The 16,393-nt window shown below is 67.3% G+C and carries 16 protein-coding genes; 13 read left to right on the top strand and 3 right to left on the bottom strand.

Translation table 11 applies throughout. The features are described 5' to 3' along the window. Positions 1-87: 87 nt before the first annotated feature. Entirely contained in the window at positions 88-390 is a 303-nt protein-coding gene (gene groES / locus G6N61_RS12865; protein WP_070356489.1) for a co-chaperone GroES, read from the top strand. Between the two features lie 108 nt (positions 391-498). Beyond that, positions 499-2,121 carry a chaperonin GroEL gene (gene groL, locus G6N61_RS12860; protein WP_163918876.1) on the top strand — a complete coding sequence of 541 codons (1,623 nt, stop codon included), beginning with the start codon at positions 499-501 and terminating at the stop codon, positions 2,119-2,121. A 187-nt stretch (positions 2,122-2,308) separates the two neighbouring features. Here groL and G6N61_RS12855 read toward each other — a convergent pair whose 3' ends face one another. Further along, positions 2,309-3,175: a bile acid:sodium symporter family protein gene (locus G6N61_RS12855; RefSeq protein WP_163918875.1), complete on the bottom strand. Its 867-nt coding sequence runs from the start codon at positions 3,173-3,175 to the stop codon at positions 2,309-2,311. A gap of 288 nt (positions 3,176-3,463) precedes the next feature. On the opposite strand from G6N61_RS12855, the gene G6N61_RS12850 reads away from it, so the two are divergent. The 5 genes from G6N61_RS12850 to G6N61_RS12830 all read left to right on the top strand — a co-directional run bounded on the left by G6N61_RS12850 (position 3,464) and on the right by G6N61_RS12830 (position 7,594). Further along, the gene (locus tag G6N61_RS12850) at positions 3,464-4,021 is read left to right on the top strand and encodes a hypothetical protein (RefSeq protein WP_276078361.1); all 558 of its coding nucleotides are present in this window, start codon (positions 3,464-3,466) and stop codon (positions 4,019-4,021) included. Further along, positions 4,018-4,422 (top strand): nuclear transport factor 2 family protein, encoded by a 405-nt coding sequence (locus tag G6N61_RS12845; protein ID WP_163918874.1) that lies wholly within the window; start codon positions 4,018-4,020, stop codon positions 4,420-4,422. The genes G6N61_RS12850 and G6N61_RS12845 overlap by 4 nt, the downstream gene beginning before the upstream one ends. Next, a complete protein-coding gene (locus G6N61_RS12840) occupies positions 4,419-5,747 on the top strand; it encodes a Dyp-type peroxidase (protein WP_163918873.1) in 1,329 nt (442 codons plus the stop codon). The genes G6N61_RS12845 and G6N61_RS12840 overlap by 4 nt, the downstream gene beginning before the upstream one ends. An 18-nt stretch (positions 5,748-5,765) precedes the next feature. Beyond that, positions 5,766-6,767 carry a hypothetical protein gene (locus G6N61_RS12835; protein WP_163918872.1) on the top strand — a complete coding sequence of 334 codons (1,002 nt, stop codon included), beginning with the start codon at positions 5,766-5,768 and terminating at the stop codon, positions 6,765-6,767. Positions 6,768-6,844: 77 nt separating this feature from the next. Beyond that, a complete protein-coding gene (locus G6N61_RS12830; protein WP_163918871.1) occupies positions 6,845-7,594 on the top strand; it encodes an SDR family oxidoreductase in 750 nt (249 codons plus the stop codon). A gap of 86 nt (positions 7,595-7,680) precedes the next feature. On the opposite strand, the gene G6N61_RS12825 is transcribed toward G6N61_RS12830, so the two are convergent. Beyond that, positions 7,681-7,971 carry a WhiB family transcriptional regulator gene (locus G6N61_RS12825; RefSeq protein ID WP_163918870.1) on the bottom strand — a complete coding sequence of 97 codons (291 nt, stop codon included), beginning with the start codon at positions 7,969-7,971 and terminating at the stop codon, positions 7,681-7,683. A gap of 433 nt (positions 7,972-8,404) precedes the next feature. Here G6N61_RS12825 and G6N61_RS12820 point away from each other — a divergent pair, with 433 nt between their 5' ends. From G6N61_RS12820 to G6N61_RS12810, 3 genes are all read left to right on the top strand, one after another. After that, a complete protein-coding gene (locus tag G6N61_RS12820) occupies positions 8,405-9,190 on the top strand; it encodes a hypothetical protein (protein WP_163918869.1) in 786 nt (261 codons plus the stop codon). A gap of 88 nt (positions 9,191-9,278) precedes the next feature. After that, positions 9,279-9,857 carry a sigma-70 family RNA polymerase sigma factor gene (locus G6N61_RS12815; RefSeq protein ID WP_163918868.1) on the top strand — a complete coding sequence of 193 codons (579 nt, stop codon included), beginning with the start codon at positions 9,279-9,281 and terminating at the stop codon, positions 9,855-9,857. Beyond that, on the top strand, positions 9,850-11,088 hold the full coding sequence (locus tag G6N61_RS12810) for an anti-sigma-D factor RsdA (protein WP_163918867.1): 1,239 nt from the start codon (positions 9,850-9,852) through the stop codon (positions 11,086-11,088). The genes G6N61_RS12815 and G6N61_RS12810 overlap by 8 nt, the downstream gene beginning before the upstream one ends. Positions 11,089-11,123: 35 nt before the next feature. Here the strand turns inward: G6N61_RS12810 and G6N61_RS12805 are convergent, their stop codons facing one another. Next, the gene (locus G6N61_RS12805) at positions 11,124-11,531 is read right to left on the bottom strand and encodes a DUF5319 domain-containing protein (RefSeq protein ID WP_163918866.1); all 408 of its coding nucleotides are present in this window, start codon (positions 11,529-11,531) and stop codon (positions 11,124-11,126) included. Between the two features lie 177 nt (positions 11,532-11,708). Here G6N61_RS12805 and guaB point away from each other — a divergent pair, with 177 nt between their 5' ends. The 3 genes from guaB (at position 11,709) to G6N61_RS12790 (ending at position 16,362) form a co-directional block, all read left to right on the top strand. Further along, positions 11,709-13,250 (top strand): IMP dehydrogenase, encoded by a 1,542-nt coding sequence (gene guaB, locus G6N61_RS12800; RefSeq protein WP_163924793.1) that lies wholly within the window; start codon positions 11,709-11,711, stop codon positions 13,248-13,250. 47 nt (positions 13,251-13,297) lie between these two features. Next, on the top strand, positions 13,298-14,446 hold the full coding sequence (locus G6N61_RS12795; RefSeq protein ID WP_163918865.1) for a GuaB3 family IMP dehydrogenase-related protein: 1,149 nt from the start codon (positions 13,298-13,300) through the stop codon (positions 14,444-14,446). 179 nt (positions 14,447-14,625) lie between these two features. After that, positions 14,626-16,362: an FAD-dependent oxidoreductase gene (locus G6N61_RS12790; protein WP_163918864.1), complete on the top strand. Its 1,737-nt coding sequence runs from the start codon at positions 14,626-14,628 to the stop codon at positions 16,360-16,362. Positions 16,363-16,393: the final 31 nt, after the last annotated feature.

The following is a 16,393-nucleotide window of genomic DNA, read 5'->3' as shown; positions in this document are numbered from 1 at the left end:
AATGGGCACGGACGCATGCCGAACACCTGTTAGTGATCGGGTCCGGGTTGTCCGGACCTACACCCGAACCAAGTGGAGGACCCCATCGTGGCGAGCGTGAACATCAAGCCACTCGAGGACAAGATCCTCGTTCAGGCCAATGAGGCCGAGACCACGACCGCATCCGGTCTGGTCATTCCCGACACGGCCAAGGAAAAGCCGCAGGAAGGCACCGTCGTCGCAGTTGGCCCCGGCCGCTGGGACGAGGATGGCGAGAAGCGCATTCCTCTGGACGTCGCCGAGGGCGACACCGTCATCTACAGCAAGTACGGCGGCACCGAGATCAAGTACGGCGGCGAGGAGTACCTGATCCTCTCGGCGCGCGACGTGCTGGCAGTCGTCAACAAGTAAGCACCCGTGTCCCGCCCCGGAGATCCCCGTCGCACGGGTGATGTCCGGGGCGGTATGCGTTCAACTGGCGGCTAGCGCCGGGAAATCACCTCAGCAGGAAGAACATTCATGAGCAAGCAGATCGAATTTAACGAGACTGCGCGCCGGGCGATGGAGGCGGGCGTCGACAAGCTCGCCGACGCGGTACGCGTCACGCTCGGCCCGCGCGGTCGCAACGTGGTGCTGGCCAAGGCCTGGGGCGGCCCGACCGTCACCAACGACGGCGTCACCATCGCCCGCGAGATCGACCTCGAGGACCCGTTCGAGAACCTCGGCGCCCAACTGGTCAAGTCGGTCGCCACCAAGACCAACGACGTCGCCGGTGACGGCACCACAACCGCGACCGTGCTGGCCCAGGCGATCGTCAAGGCCGGGCTGCGCAACGTCGCGGCGGGCGCCAATCCCATCGCCGTCGGCGCGGGCATCTCCAAGGCGGCCGACGCCGTGTCCGAGGCCCTGCTGGCCGCGGCCACGCCGGTCAGCGACAAGGGCGCCATCGCCCAGGTCGCCACCGTCTCCTCGCGCGACGCCGAGGTCGGCGAACTGGTCGGCGAGGCCATGACCCGGGTCGGCACCGACGGCGTGGTCACCATCGAGGAGTCCTCGACGGTCAACACCGAACTCGAGGTCACCGAGGGCGTCGGCTTCGACAAGGGCTTCATCTCCGCCTACTTCATCACCGACTTCGACTCGCAGGAAGCGGTTCTCGAGGACGCGCTGGTGCTGCTGCACCGCGACAAGGTCAGCTCGCTGCCCGACCTCCTGCCGCTGCTGGAGAAGGTCGCCGAGGCAGGCAAGCCGCTGCTGATCATCGCCGAGGACGTCGAGGGCGAAGCGCTCTCGACCCTGGTGGTCAACGCCATCCGCAAGACGCTGAAGGCCGTCGCCGTGAAGGCGCCGTTCTTCGGGGACCGCCGCAAGGCGTTCCTCGACGACCTCGCGGTCGTCACCGGTGGCCAGGTCGTCAACCCCGACGTCGGGCTGCTGCTGCGCGAGGCCGGACTCGACGTGCTGGGCACCGCCCGCCGCGTCGTGGTCAACAAGGACAGCACGGTCATCGTCGACGGCGGGGGCTCCGACGACGCCATCGAGGGTCGCAAGTCACAGCTGCGTGCCGAGATCGAGTCCACCGACTCGGACTGGGACCGCGAGAAGCTCGAGGAGCGGCTTGCGAAGCTGGCCGGCGGCGTTGCCGTCATCAAGGTCGGCGCCGCCACCGAGACCGACCTGAAGAAGCGCAAGGAAGCGGTCGAGGACGCGGTCGCCGCAGCCAAGGCCGCCGTGGAAGAGGGCATCGTGACGGGCGGCGGCGCTGCCCTCGTGCAGGCCCGATCGGCGCTGAAGGACCTGCGCGCGTCGGTCAGCGGTGACGAGGCGCTCGGCGTCGACGTGTTCTCCGCCGCCCTGTCGGCACCGCTGTACTGGATCGCCACGAACGCGGGCCTCGACGGCTCCGTCGTGGTCAACAAGGTCTCCGAACTGCCTGCGGGCCAGGGCTTCAACGCCGCAACCCTGGAGTACGGCGACCTGCTGGCCGACGGCATCGTCGACCCGGTCAAGGTCACCCGGTCCGCGGTGCTCAACGCCGCGTCGGTCGGCCGCATGGTGCTCACCACCGAGACCGCGATCGTCGAGAAGCCGGTCGAGGAAGACGAGCACGCCGGGCACGGCCACCACGGCCACTCCCACTAGGCAGCGAGTTCACGACGAGACACCCCCGGTCCCTTCGGACCGGGGGTGTCTTCTCTCACGTACTGCCGCGGTCCGATCGCGCGCCCACAACGAACACGACCGAGCCAGCGATCGAGGACTCGGATCGGAGCAATGCGCGCCGCAATGGTTCGTAGCGTCCGCGTTTGGCATGGACCGATGTCGACGGCTATTGGCGAGGGTGGTCTGTTGTTTCCGGCGGGACGTGGCGAGCAAGCTGTCGCGACAGGGGCAGCAACACCAGCAGGCTGACGATGGCCACTACCACGACCATGACCACCACGCTGGGGTCGGTGAAGCTTTGTCCACCGACCACCAGTGCGGCGGCGATGTTGCGCTGGGCGGTTCCCAAACCGAGCACCGGCCGCGTAGCGGCGGCCGGCCCGCCCACTGCCCAGCCGAGGGCGTAGCCGACGGCGATGAACAACAGGCCGGCCAGGATGGCGCGGGTGCCGAACACCGAGAGCACGTTGCGGAAGTTGACCACCACCAGCAGCACCACCACGGCGACCAGTCCGAGGCTGGACAGCCGGTCACACCACGGTTTGACGGCCGCGGCGACGCGGGGCCGTTTGGCGTTGACTGCGAGCGCGATGGCCAAGGGCATCAGCATCAGCACGATCAGGGAGCGCGCGATTTGGCCGGGGTTGACCGAGACGCCGGGCAGCAGCAGCGGCAGCACGAGTGGCAGGTAGCCGACCGTGATCACCATCAGCAGCACCATCAGGGCGACCGCGAACGCCAGGTCGCCTTTCGCCATTTGGGCGAGTTTTGGCAGAAACGGGGCGCCAGCGGCGACCCCGAGCAGCAACAGGCCAACCGCGAACGGTTGATCCAAGTTCAGCATCTTGGCCAGCAGCACAGCCGCGATGGGCATTACGAGGAAGTTGGCCAATAAAGACATCGCGACCAGTCGCACGTTGCGTAGCGGGTTGGCCATCTCTGCGATCGTGAGCCCGAGCCCCATCGCCAACATGCTCGACACGACGAAGATCAGCGTGGCAATGGGGACGGCGTGCTGCAGTAGTGCCATCATCGCGTTGACCTCGGTTCCATCGGCCCGGTCGACGCTTCCCGCTGCGGGAGTGTCAATCCCGGGACGCTCTGCGATTTGCGGACGCGGCGAGGATCCGCTCGGCCTCCGCACCGGTACCGTACAAAGCCACGCTTCCTGTGAGGGCGCTTTCGGCGCCAAAGGCCAGACTCGGCCCTGGCACCATCGATGGCCAATGTCGCGAGCTGTCGACGATTTCGGATCGATGACTTACCCGCCGGTGCTACTGTCACGACGCATCGAGGTTCGAGTCGCCGCGAGGAGCGAGTGATGCCCAACGATGATGACTGGACACGTCCGGCCGCGATGGCCATCCCCAAGGGTGGCTATTTCGAAGAGGAGCGCGGGCGGTATGGGCCGATCTTCCCCAAAACACCTGCCTGTTATGGCTTTTCGATAATCGCGAAGGTGATTCCCGGAAGGGAGGATGCGATCCGTGAGCATGGCAAGGTGCTGGAGGCCGCGGTAGCAGCCGACCCCACCGTGCTGGAGGTGCTGAAGCTGCACTACCTCCGCTGGCAGGTGTTCCCGATCGGGGATGACCAGTACTTCCAGTATCAGGGCATCTTCGACACCGACTTCGACAAGTACACCGAGGACGCGGTGGCCCTGTTCAGCGCAACGGGCATCGACACCGTGTTCACCAACCTCGAAGGTTTCCCCGAGGACTGGAAGACCAACCCCGGCGCATTCGTCGAGTTCGTCCGCAAACACCATGTGCCGAGCTTCTTGGAATACGGCGAGTACCCGTACGTCACCGCCGATGAGGTCAAGAAGGCCTTGCGTCTCAAAGCCGCGTTCTCCACCATGCTCGACCAGATGCAATGAGCGTCACCCCTCTGGCTGCCGTTCACGCGTATCTGGATGCGTTCAACGCAGGCGATTCCGCGGCGATGTCGGCGGCGTTCGCCGCGGACGGTTCGATCCTCGACGGCATGTCACCACACCTATGGCTGGGACCCACGGCCACGGCGGACTGGTACCGCGACGTCTTGGCTGAAGGTGAACACCTAGGTGCGTCGGGTTACCACGTCAGCATCGGTGAACCGGTGCACAACGACACGACAAGCGACGCCGCGTATCTGGTGGTTCCGGCCACGATGACATTCGACCTGAACGGGACGACGGTGACCCAGACCGGCGCGACGTACACGGTAGCGCTTCGCCGAAGCGTCGACGGGTGGCGCGTCGCGGCGTGGGCGTGGGCGAAGGGCCAGCGCGCACCGTGACCGAGGTGTCGCCCCTGCAGTTCAACGACATTCAGCACATCCTGCTGACTCGAACACCCGCGATCACCGGCCGCTACGAGTTCCTCACCTTCGGCACTCCTGCCGGCGGCCGGGCGTGGCTCTCGGAGTTGCTCGACAAGGTGCAGTCGGCCGCCGATGTCCAGGAAACCGTCGACTCCTCGGATCGGTGGGTCACCTTGGCTTTCACCTGGACCGGGTTGCGTGCGCTCGGTGTACCCGAGGACGCGTTGGCCAGCTTTCCAGATGCGTTCCGGGAGGGGATGGCCGCCCGTGCCGACATTCTCGGCGACATCGGCGCCAACGCACCCGAACATTGGGTCGGCGGACTGGCCGGCGAGGATGTGCACGCCATCGCGATCCTGTTCTCGCGGACCGACGAGCAGTGCCGCAGGTCGATCGCCGAACACGACGAGCTGCTGGCCCGTACCGATGGGGTGCGCAGCCTCTCGCACCTCGACCTCAACGCCACACCGCCCTTCAACTACGCCCACGATCATTTCGGGTTCCGCGACAGGCTCTCGCAACCGGTGATGAAAGGCTCCGGCGAGGGACCGACCCCAGGCTCAGGAGACCCGTTGGAACCCGGGGAGTTCATCCTGGGCTACCCCGACGAGAACGGCCCGGTCGCCAACCTCCCTCGACCCGAAGTGCTGTCCCGCAATGGAAGTTACATGGCCTACCGGCGACTTCGGGAACACGTTGGGCGGTTCCGGAACTATCTGCGCGAACAAGGGGAGACTTCGGAAGAGCAGGAGTTGATGGCCGCGAAGTTCATGGGTCGCTGGAGAAGCGGCGCCCCACTCGTGCTCGCGCCGAACCACGATGACCCCAACCTGGGCGCAGACCCCATGCGCAACAACGACTTCAACTACAAAGAGATGGATCCGTTCGGCTACGCCTGCCCGCTGGGCGCGCACGCACGCCGGTTGAACCCACGCGATACAGCCCACAACATGAACCGGCGTCGGATGATCCGCCGTGGCGCCACTTATGGCCCGGCGCTTCCCGAGGATGCGCCCGATGACGGCGTCGACCGGGGTATCGCCGCGTTCATCATTTGCGCGGATCTGGTCCGCCAATTCGAGTTCGCGCAGAACGTGTGGATCAACGACAAGGCGTTCCACGAATTGGGCAACGAGCACGATCCGATCGTCGGCACCCAGGACGGCACACTCGACTTCACCGTCCCCAAGCGGCCGATCCGCAAGGTGCACGAGGGACTTCCCGCGTTCACCACCCTCACCGGTGGCGCCTACTTCTTCCTCCCAGGGATGAACGCCATGCGTCACCTCGCTTCTCTTTGAAAGTCAAAGGACGACTTCATGCATGCTCGTACCTACAACCAAGATCACGTCAGCCGCCCGCACAACGGGGGCCGTCGCATCAGCATCTACTGGACCTGGAGCTACCCGTGGGAGGCGCAACGACCACCCGAGGTGATCGAGAACCGGTTCTCCACGATCACCGAGGTGCGGAACGTCCTTTGGCCTGCCTATGAGACACCGGAGTACGACGAGGCCAACTTCCTACAGGGCATCGCCGGAACGCTAGAACTCTTTCACCGGTCCGCGCTTGCTTTCCAGGAGGTCGCGGGCGAGGCCACCGGTCACCCCGTTGCCGTCTTTCAGCGCATCGACCAAGCCGGCTACAAGCTGCCGATCGACGAGCGGATTCTCGCCGACACGGACACCCTGATGGTGTTCGGACTCGACCATCTGCTCTCCCAAGAGGAGGCCGCGCCGGAGGAGATCGCTGCCATCGAGGACTGGCTGCAGCGCGAGGGCACCTGTCTGCTGCTGGCACCTCACCACGACGTCGGGTTCACCGACGACTTGGAGCAACGGCAGGTCGAGTATGAACACCACGGCGACCGGCTCGTACCTCGTCAGCAACGCTTCACCGCGTACACCCGCTCGCTGATGAAGGCCCTCGACGTTCCGGTGCACAACACCTGGGGACTTCGGCCCGCCGTCGTCGAGGGCACCAAGGAGATCGCACCGCTCACCAGCTTCCGGGACCTCGACACTCCGCGACTGCTCGACAATGTCAGCACCTTCAACTTCCACCCGCACTTACCGCACTACGAATTGACCGCGCCGGAAGGCAAGGACTTGGTCGTACTCGGCCGCCAACGTGTTGACCCGAACCGGCCACATCCATTCACCGCGGCGGGCAACACCGAGTTCAACGCGCTGATCTGGATGCCCCCGAAGGCCAAGCGCTCAGGTGACATCGTGCTCATCGACTCGACGCACTTCACCACACTCTTCGGGGGCACTGACAGCCTTCGAAACCTGTGGCACAACTTGGCCACCATGTCCTAGTCAGCTCTGCGTGATCCGCGGTCCCCCCGGTGGCAAGATCAACCCCGGTTCTACTGAAACGTGCGTGGAGGTCGACCATGCGGATCGCGGTAGCCGGTGCGACCGGCAACATCGGTGCTCGAACGGTGTCGGCTCTCGAGCGAGACGGGCACGACGTCGTGCCGATCAGTCGCTCGCTCGGTGTCGACCTGCTCACCGGAGACGGCCTCGACGCCGCACTCGGCGGGGTGGACGTCGTCGTCGACACAGTCAGCTCACCGCCGGTCGATCCCGACGAGACACGCAGGTACTTCGCGACCGCGACGACCAACCTCCTCGCCGCCGAAGAGCGGGCAGGGGTGCGTCACCACGTCCTGCTGTCCATCGTCGGAATCGACAGGATGGACGGCGGCACCGCCCACTACGCAGGCAAGCGCGAGCAGGAGCGCCTCGTCGAGGCTGGTGGGGTGCCGTGGACGATCGTCCCCGCGACGCAGTTCCACGACTTCGCGGCGATGGCGGCGAGCTGGACCGAGCGCGACGGGGTCGCGATCATCGCGCCGCTCCTGGTTCAGCCGATCGCGCCCGACGACATCGCCGCGGTGCTCGCCGAGGTGGCAACGGGTGCGCCGCAGGGCCGCCACGTCGACGTCGCCGGACCCGAACCGCAAGACCTGGTCGACATGGCTCGCCGCACCCACGCGGTGCTCGGTCGCGACGTCCGGCTGATCCCGTCGTGGTCGGGACCGCTGGGCCTCGAGATGGCAGGCAACGTGCTGCTGCCCGCCGAGAACGCGCGAATCGCGGCCACCACCTTCGATCAGTGGCTGGCCGCTGGCGCCAAGTAGGACCGCCGGCGCATCACCGCTCATCGACGACGCGAGAGGCCCCCACCTTGGCGGGTGGGAGCCTCTGCGATGGTCGTGGGTTCAGGTCAGGCCGAGCGGCGGATCCCTCGCTTCAGGAGCATCTCCCGCTCGGATTCGCTCAGTCCGCCCCAGATGCCGTAGGGCTCGCCGACGGCGAGGGCATGACTGCGGCACTGCGTGATGACCGGGCAGCTGCGGCACATCTCCTTGGCGCGCATCTCGCGCTGCGAGCGAGCGCGGCCGCGCTCGCCGTCCGGATGGAAGAACATCGAGGAATCGACGCCCCGGCAAAGACCGTCCATTTGCCAGTCCCAGATATCGGCGTTGGGCCCGGGCAGCTGCTGTGGCTGTGGCATTGGGTTACCCCTCTCTGCGATTCCCGCGGAAGACGTGCCGCGTGAGTCGTGACCTAACCGAGTCCAAGTCGCCGATGACTTTCTCGTGAGCACAACGTAGAAGGGCTGAGGAAAACGAGTCAATAGGGTGAGCGGTTGCTCAGGGGCTTTACCCCTGCTCGGGAATTTACGTGACGTTCATAGTCAAGACCTGCTCGCAACGAAGGCTGTGCTGGTAGAACCGGCGCGTAGCAACGATCCGTGGTATTTCCGCAGCTCGCATCGAACGGCGTTGTTGCGCTTATGAGTACCCCTGAAAAGGCAGTTGACGTGGAATTAACATGGCCACCACGAACTGTTAACCATTGTTGAATTCGCTACACGAATAAATGCGTGCCCGGCGGTACCGGGTTCTCGCGGTCCCTCGATTTCGAGGTTGGTAGCGTCGTCTCCGATGATCGATCCGGCCTCGCGGTTGGCCCGCGCCGCCTTCGGGAGCGAGCCAGGGGCATGGCCGCTGCCCGACCCCGCCACCGCCGAGCAGGCGTGGCACCGGGCGGTCGCCGCCGGAGGTCAGGGCCGCTACGCCGTAGCGCTCGCCGACCTGGAGCGCCTCGCCAGGATGGCCGACGGCGCAACGTTTGCCTCACTCGCTCACAGCACACGTGCCTCATTCGCCAGGCAGCTGGGCGGGCACGCTGCCGCTCGCTCGTGGGACGGCCGTGCCTGGGCCGCCGCGGGGAACGACGCCGATGCCGGAGCCGACGCACTGATAGGTCTCGCCGCCGACGCGCTCGGCGTGGGACGGTTCGCGCTGTCATCCGACCTGCTGCGGCGCGCACGACACGTCGAGGGCACCTCGCAGCGCATCGCCGTGCGGTTCGAGTGGGTGTCGGCCGAACTCGCCATGGCCACCGGGCGAGCGTCGTCCGCCGTCGACCACGCCGAGCGCGCGGTCGGTCTCGCGGCGGCAATGGGCTCGACGCGACACGCCGTGAAGTCCGAGGTGGTGCGTGCTGCCGCCCTGTGTTGCTCGGGCGACGTCGAGGCCTGCCGGGCCGTGGCCGAATCAGCTCTGAGCATGGCCCGTGAACTCGACTTGGTGCCTCTGACCTGGGCTTTGGCGTGCCTGCTGTCCGATGTCGGCAGCGCGGCTGGTGGCCCGGCGGAAATCGGCGCGCTTCGCGAGGATGCCGCCGCTACCGTACGTCGCAGGGGCGGCGCGTGGTCGGTCCGCTGATTCCGCCCTGCTGAGACGGATCATTAGTCTTTACCTGACACATCTGCTGGGGCCTGCCCCATCCGTAACGCTGGAGAGATCGCGCACGATGACATTTTCGGGAGAAGGTCTCGATGCTGTCGTCGCTCAAGCGGTTGCCGGTGATCGAGATGCGCTCCGGAAGGTGCTGGAGATCATCCGCCCGATCATCGTCCGCTATGTGCGGGCGCGGATCGGAACCGCGGACCGTAGCGGTCTCTCAGCTGACGACGTGGCTCAGGAGGTGTGCTTGGCCGCCATCACGGCGCTGCCGCGCTATAAGGATCAGGGACGACCGTTCCTGGCCTTCGTATATGGCATCGCCGCACACAAGGTTGCTGACGCCCACCGCGCCGCTGGGCGCAACAAGAGTGACGCCACCGACGCCCTGCCGGAACGAGCGTCCACCGCGGCCGGCCCCGAACAGCTGGCCATCGACTCCGAGTCGGCGGCGCGGATGAAGAAGCTGCTCGAGATATTGCCGGAGAAGCAACGTGAAATCATCATCCTCCGAGTGGTCGTCGGCATGAGTGCCGAGGAGACCGCCGAGGCCGTGGGTAGCACCGCCGGTGCCGTCCGCGTGGCGCAGCACCGCGCGCTCGCGCGGCTCAAGAGCGAAATAGTCGCGACGGGACCCGACCATGCCTGATTTCGGTCGATGGACGTCCAACGGCGGCGATTCCTCACTCAACGACATCAACCGCGCCGACCGCTTCGTCGAGGCGCTCAGCACCAATCAGCCGGTCTACTCGACCGACCCCGGTGACGCCGAGCTGGCGTACCTGCTCGCCGACTGGCGCGACGGCGTCCGCGAGACGCCGTTGTTCGCGGTGGTCACCGAGGACGACGCCGCGATGGCGCTTCGCGCCGCGCAGCGGCCGCGCCACGCCAACCGGTTCACGCTGTCGGTCGTCGGATCCGCAGCGGCAGCAGTCCTGTGCATCGGCGGGTTCGGTGCCGCGGTCTACGGCGCCGGTCCTGGCGACGCGCTCTATGGCATGCGCAACATGATCTTTGGCGAGCAGCAGGTCACCCGCGACGACCAGGTCGCACTGGCCGCTCAGCAGGAGCTGGCGCAGGTGCAGCAGCTCGTCGAGCAGGGGCAGTGGGATCAGGCCCAGGACAAGCTCGTCGCCCTGTCGACCACTGTGCAGAGCGTCGACGAGGTCGAGCGCAAGCACGACCTGATCGAGCAGTTCAACGCCCTGTCCTACAAGGTCGTCGAGCAGGACCCGGCCGCCACGCTGCCGCCCGCGGGCGAGCCCCTGCCGGTTCTCCCGGAGTCGCCGCTGACGCTGCTGCCGGTGCCGGTCGTGACCGACACGACGTCGACCACCGAGACCACGACGGGACCCGAGGTCCTGCCGTCGGACTCGACGTCACCCGCCACCACCACTCCGACGTCGCCCACCACGACGCCGTCCTCACCCGGTGCTCCGACGACGTCGCCGGCACCGGGTGCTAGCGAGCCCGGGAACACCGGGACCACCGAGCCGGGAACCAGCGCGCCGGGAACGCCTCCGCCGGGAACCACCGAGCCCGCGACCACGACGGCTCCGCCGACCACGTCGGCACCGGCCACGACCGTGCCGCCGAGCACGACCACCCAGGCGCCGCCGCCCGTGACGACTGTGACCACGACGGTCCCGACCACGGTGACCACGACGACGACGCGCCAGCCGGTGGCCGATGCTCCATCGCCGCAGGCTCCGGCCAGTCAGGCGCCGGCGTCACCGACCCGCGTGGCGACCAGTTCGATCCCACCTGCGCCCAGGACCACCGTGCCCCCGGCACCGGAGGGTGAGGTAGAGGTCGAGGTGGAAGAGGGCCCCGAGGCGCCCGTCACCACGACGATCGTGGTGCCCGAGAGCGCTGGCTGAGTTCGAGGGTCGTTCTAGCCGGGCGGGTTACGCCGTCAGCGATAGCCGTCGGAATCCGACGACGTGGCCTCGTTGAGCGAGGCGTCGGCGTATCCGCGGCAGTAATCCCACGTGACGTACGCGTCCGGTTCCGGATCGTAGGCAGGCTCGTGTGGACGGACCGTGCCGTCGACGAGCAGCTGCAACAGGTTGGCGCGCAGCATGTCCCAGTCGTGGTAGTGGTCCTGCTGGCACTCGTCGCAGCAGACGACGAGCCCGCGAATGCCCTTGTGCGCCAACAGGGCCTCGTACACGGCCAGATCGGCCAAGTCCGCCTCGACGGCTATGCGTTCCTGCGGATCCAGCGGCTGTCCCGGCTCGATCGCGTCGAGAGCCGCCGAAGGATCACACGGGTCGTCGGCGAACGGATCGGGCGGCAAACCCGGTGGCAGGTGGTCACGCACGGTTCCACAGTACGCAGGCCCGCGGGCATCGCGCCAGCGGTGCGGGCCGTTCCACGGCGCGTGTCCTGCACGGATTCCGCGGTCCCGACGGGGCGTGAACCGGATCCTCGCCGCTGGTCCCGATAGGATGGTCACTTGACGACTTTTCCGCGCCGCACCTTCCGGGAGGCCAACCCCATGTCGATCGCTGAAAGCAGCCTTCCCCTCACCGTTCCTGTGCCGACAGGCGGTGATGACCCCACCAAGGTGGCCATGCTCGGTCTGACGTTCGACGACGTCCTGCTGCTGCCTGCCGCATCCGACGTCGTGCCCGCCGACGCGGACACCTCCAGCCAGCTGACCAAGCGCATCCGCCTCCGGGTGCCGCTGGTGAGTTCGGCGATGGACACCGTCACCGAGTCGCGCATGGCCATCGCCATGGCCCGCGCCGGTGGCATGGGCGTGCTGCACCGCAACCTGCCGGTCGCCGAGCAGGCCGCCCAGGTCGAGACCGTGAAGCGGTCCGAGGCCGGCATGGTGACCAACCCCGTGACGTGCTCGCCGACCAACACGCTGGCCGAGGTCGACGCGATGTGCGCGCGGTTCCACATCTCGGGCCTGCCGGTCGTCGACGACCACGGCGCACTCGTCGGCATCATCACCAACCGCGACATGCGCTTCGAGGTCGACACCAACAAGCCGGTCGCCGAGGTGATGACCAAGGCCCCGCTGATCACCGCGCAGGAGGGCGTCTCCGCCGAGGCGGCGCTGGGTCTGCTGCGGCGGCACAAGATCGAGAAGCTGCCGATCGTCGACGGACACGGCAAGTTGACTGGACTGATCACCGTCAAGGACTTCGTCAAGACCGAGCAGTTCCCGCTCGCCACCAAGGACAGTGACGGACGACTGCTGGTCGGAGCGGCCGTCGGCGTGGGCGGCGACGCCCGGGAGCGCGCGATGACGCTGGCCGACGCGGGCGTCGACGTCCTGATCGTCGACACCGCCCACGCCCACAACCGCGGTGTGCTCGACATGGTGTCCTGGGTCAAGAAGATGTGCGGCGATCGCGTGGACGTGATCGGCGGCAACGTCGCGACCCGCTCGGCGGCCGCCGCGCTGGTCTCGGCCGGTGCCGACGCCGTCAAGGTCGGCGTGGGCCCCGGGTCGATCTGCACGACGCGCGTCGTCGCGGGCGTCGGGGCACCGCAGATCACCGCGATCCTGGAAGCCGTCGCGGCCTGCTCGCCCTCGGGCGTGCCGGTGATCGCCGACGGCGGGCTTCAGTACTCCGGCGACATCGCCAAGGCACTCGCCGCGGGAGCGTCGACCGCCATGCTCGGGTCGCTGCTCGCGGGAACCGCCGAGGCCCCCGGCGACCTGGTCTTCGTCAACGGCAAGCAGTTCAAGAGCTACCGCGGCATGGGTTCGCTGGGCGCCATGCAGAACCGGGGCGCGCAGAAGAGCTTCTCCAAGGACCGCTACTTCCAAGACGACGTGCTGAGCGAGGACAAGCTGGTGCCCGAGGGCATCGAGGGCCGGGTCCCGTTCCGTGGGCCCCTGGCCACGGTCGTGCACCAGCTCACCGGCGGGTTGCGCGCCGCGATGGGGTACACCGGATCGGCGACCATCGAGCAGTTGCAGCAGGCGCAGTTCGTGCAGATCACCGCGGCCGGTCTCAAGGAGAGCCATCCGCACGACATCGCGATGACCGTCGAGGCGCCCAACTACTACGCGCGCTAACCGCCCGCGCGCGAAATCTGAAGAGCTGACAGGAAGACGGCACAGTCATGCGTGACATGGTCGAAATCGGCATGGGCAGGACTGCCCGTCGCACCTATGAACTCCGGGACATCAACATCGTCCCGTCGCGTCGGACGCGGTCCTCGCAGGACGTGTCGACGACGTGGCAACTCGACGCCTACCGGTTCGACATCCCGGTCGTCTCGCACCCGACTGACGCGCTGGTGTCGGTCGAGTTCGCGATCGAGATGGGTAGGCAGGGCGGTCTCGGCGTTCTCAACGGCGAGGGCCTGATCGGTAGGCACGCCGACGTCGAGGCGAAGGTCCTGCAGGTCATCGAGGCCGCGGCGAAGGAGCCCGACGACGGCTCGGCTGCCATCCGGCTGCTGCAGCAGTTGCACGCGGCGCCGCTGGACCCCGAGTTGCTCGGCGCCGCGGTGTCGCGGATTCGCGACGCCGGCGTCACCACCGCGGTGCGGGTCAGTCCGCAGAACGCGCAGGCGCTGACCCCGGCACTGGTCGCGGCGGGCATCGACCTGCTGGTCATCCAGGGCACGATCATCTCCGCCGAGCGGGTCGCCCAGGATCACGGGGTCGGCGAGCCACTCAACCTCAAGACGTTCATCTCCGAGTTGGACGTGCCCGTCGTCGCGGGCGGCGTGCTGGACCATCGGACCGCGCTGCACCTCATGCGCACCGGCGCTGCAGGCGTGATCGTCGGCTACGGCTCGACCGAGGGCGTCACCACGAGCGACGAGGTGCTTGGCATCAGCGTGCCGATGGCGACCGCGATCGCCGACGCCGCAGCCGCACGCCGCGAGTACCTCGACGAGACCGGCGGCCGGTACGTCCACGTGCTCGCCGACGGCGACATCCACACTTCGGGTGACCTCGCGAAGGCCATCGCCTGCGGCGCCGACGCAGTGGTGCTCGGTACTCCGCTCGCGGTCGCCGAGGAAGCGCTCGGCGGCGGCTGGTTCTGGCCGTCGGCGGCAGCCCACCCGTCGCTGCCGCGCGGCGCGATGCTCGAGGTGGTCGAGGGCGAGCGGCCGTCGCTGCAGCAGGTGCTCACCGGCCCGTCCGACGACCCGTTCGGTTCGCTCAACCTCGTCGGCGGCCTGCGCCGCGCGATGGCCAAGGCCGGCTACTGCGACCTCAAGGAGTTCCAGAAGGTCGGCCTGACCGTAGGCAGCTAGCCGCCTGGAGGCCGAACGTGACGCCAGCGTCGCGCCGGCGTCTGATAGTCACTCCAGCGTCACGTTCGCGGCCAGCGCCCGATCACGCGTACGCGTGGCCAGCGCCGATGGCTGACTTTCTTTACAAGTTAGGGTGGCCTGTCTAGCACGTTACCGGTCGGTAAGTTCATAATGTCGGAATGGCTCATGACTACGACGTCCTGATCATCGGCTCCGGCTTCGGTGGCAGTGTGAGTGCACTCCGGCTAACCGAGAAGGGTTACCGCGTCGGCGTACTCGAGGCGGGCAGGCGGTTCGCCGACGCCGAGTTCGCGAAGACCTCGTGGAACCTGCGCAAGTTCCTGTGGGCGCCGCAGTTCGGCATGTACGGCATCCAGCGCATCCACCTGCTGCGCAATGTGATGATCCTGGCGGGCGCGGGTGTCGGCGGCGGATCGCTGAACTACGCCAACACCCTCTATGTGCCGAACGAACCGTTCTTCAAGGACGGGCAGTGGCGCGACATCACCGACTGGCGCGAGGAGTTGATGCCGCACTACGAGCAGGCCAAGCGCATGCTCGGCGTCGTCACCAACCCGACCTTCACCGACGCCGACCGGATCATGAAGGAGGTCGCCGACGACATGGGCGTCGGCCACACCTTCGTTCCGACCCCCGTCGGCGTGTTCTTCGGTCCCGACAACGAAAAGACCCCAGGCAAGCGCGTCCCCGACCCGTACTTCGGCGGCGTGGGACCAGAGCGAACGGGGTGCATCGAGTGCGGTTCCTGCATGACGGGCTGCCGCTACGGCGCCAAGAACACTCTGCTGAAGAACTACCTCGGGCTCGCGGAAAGCGCTGGGGCCGACGTCATTCCGATGACCACCGTCAACGATCTGGAACCGCAGCCCGACGGGTCGTGGAAGGTGCACACCGTCCGGACGGGACGCTGGGTCCGCAGGAAGAAGACGACGTACACCGCCGCGCAGGTCATCGTCGCCGGCGGCACCTACGGCACCCAGAAGCTGCTGTTCAAGCTGCGCGACACCGGGCGGCTGCCGGAACTGTCGGAGAAGCTCGGCGTGCTGACCCGCACCAACTCCGAGTCGATCGTCGGCGCGGGACGGCTGCGCGTGCGCGACGACCTGGACCTGACCCACGGTGTCGCGATCACGTCGTCGATCCACCCGTCGGAGGACACTCACATCGAGCCGTGCCGCTACGGCAAGGGCTCCAACGCGATGGGTCTGCTGCAGACGCTGATGACCGACGGCCTGCTGCCCGACGGTTCCGGCGTGCCGCGGTGGAAGCAATTGATCCAGTCGGCCAAGTCCGACCCGCGCGGCACAATGCGTCTGCTCAACCCGCGGCGCTGGAGTGAGCGCACGATGATCGCACTCGTCATGCAGAACCTCGACAACTCGATCACCACCTACACCAAGCGCAACAAGTTCGGCGTGCGCCGGTATCTGAGCAAGCAGGGCCACGGCCAGCCGAACCCCACGTGGATCCCGGTGGGCAACGAGGTCACCCGGCGCATCGCCAAGAAGATCGATGGCGTCGCGGGCGGAACCTGGGGCGAGTTGTTCAACATCCCGCTCACCGCGCACTTCCTCGGCGGTGCCGCGATCGGCAGCGACGCCGAGCACGGGGTGATCGACCCCTACCAGCGGGTGTACAACTACCCGACGCTCTACGTGGTCGACGGTGCCTCGGTGTCGGCCAACCTCGGCGTGAACCCGTCGCTGACCATCACCGCCCAGGCCGAGCGTGCGGCGGCGCTGTGGCCGAACAAGGGTGAGGAAGACCTGCGGCCCAGCCAGGGTGAGCCCTACCGTCGGCTCGATCCGATCCCGCCGGTGCGCCCCGTGGTGCCCGAGCACGCCCCCGCGGCGCTGCGTCGGCTGCCGATCGAACCCGTCAGCTCGGCGGGCTGACGGGTCGGGCTCGTGCCGCCACTAGACTGGC

Source organism: Mycolicibacterium arabiense (genome assembly GCF_010731815.2).
GTDB lineage: Bacteria > Actinomycetota > Actinomycetes > Mycobacteriales > Mycobacteriaceae > Mycobacterium > Mycobacterium arabiense.
This window is presented reverse-complemented; position numbering and strand designations above follow the sequence as displayed.

Excerpts from the sequence above, each read along its gene's own strand:
- guaB (WP_163924793.1), top strand. The coding sequence starts at position 11,709 with ATGTCGATCGCTGAAAGCAGCCTTCCCCTCACCGTTCCTGTGCCGACA.
- G6N61_RS12835 (WP_163918872.1), top strand. The coding sequence starts at position 5,766 with ATGCATGCTCGTACCTACAACCAAGATCACGTCAGCCGCCCGCACAAC.
- G6N61_RS12820 (WP_163918869.1), top strand. The coding sequence starts at position 8,405 with ATGATCGATCCGGCCTCGCGGTTGGCCCGCGCCGCCTTCGGGAGCGAG.
- G6N61_RS12855 (WP_163918875.1), bottom strand. The coding sequence starts at position 3,175 with ATGATGGCACTACTGCAGCACGCCGTCCCCATTGCCACGCTGATCTTC.
- G6N61_RS12790 (WP_163918864.1), top strand. The coding sequence starts at position 14,626 with ATGGCTCATGACTACGACGTCCTGATCATCGGCTCCGGCTTCGGTGGC.
- G6N61_RS12845 (WP_163918874.1), top strand. The coding sequence starts at position 4,018 with ATGAGCGTCACCCCTCTGGCTGCCGTTCACGCGTATCTGGATGCGTTC.
- groL (WP_163918876.1), top strand. The coding sequence starts at position 499 with ATGAGCAAGCAGATCGAATTTAACGAGACTGCGCGCCGGGCGATGGAG.
- G6N61_RS12795 (WP_163918865.1), top strand. The coding sequence starts at position 13,298 with ATGCGTGACATGGTCGAAATCGGCATGGGCAGGACTGCCCGTCGCACC.
- G6N61_RS12810 (WP_163918867.1), top strand. The coding sequence starts at position 9,850 with ATGCCTGATTTCGGTCGATGGACGTCCAACGGCGGCGATTCCTCACTC.
- G6N61_RS12825 (WP_163918870.1), bottom strand. The coding sequence starts at position 7,971 with ATGCCACAGCCACAGCAGCTGCCCGGGCCCAACGCCGATATCTGGGAC.
- G6N61_RS12850 (WP_276078361.1), top strand. The coding sequence starts at position 3,464 with ATGCCCAACGATGATGACTGGACACGTCCGGCCGCGATGGCCATCCCC.
- G6N61_RS12815 (WP_163918868.1), top strand. The coding sequence starts at position 9,279 with ATGACATTTTCGGGAGAAGGTCTCGATGCTGTCGTCGCTCAAGCGGTT.
- G6N61_RS12830 (WP_163918871.1), top strand. The coding sequence starts at position 6,845 with ATGCGGATCGCGGTAGCCGGTGCGACCGGCAACATCGGTGCTCGAACG.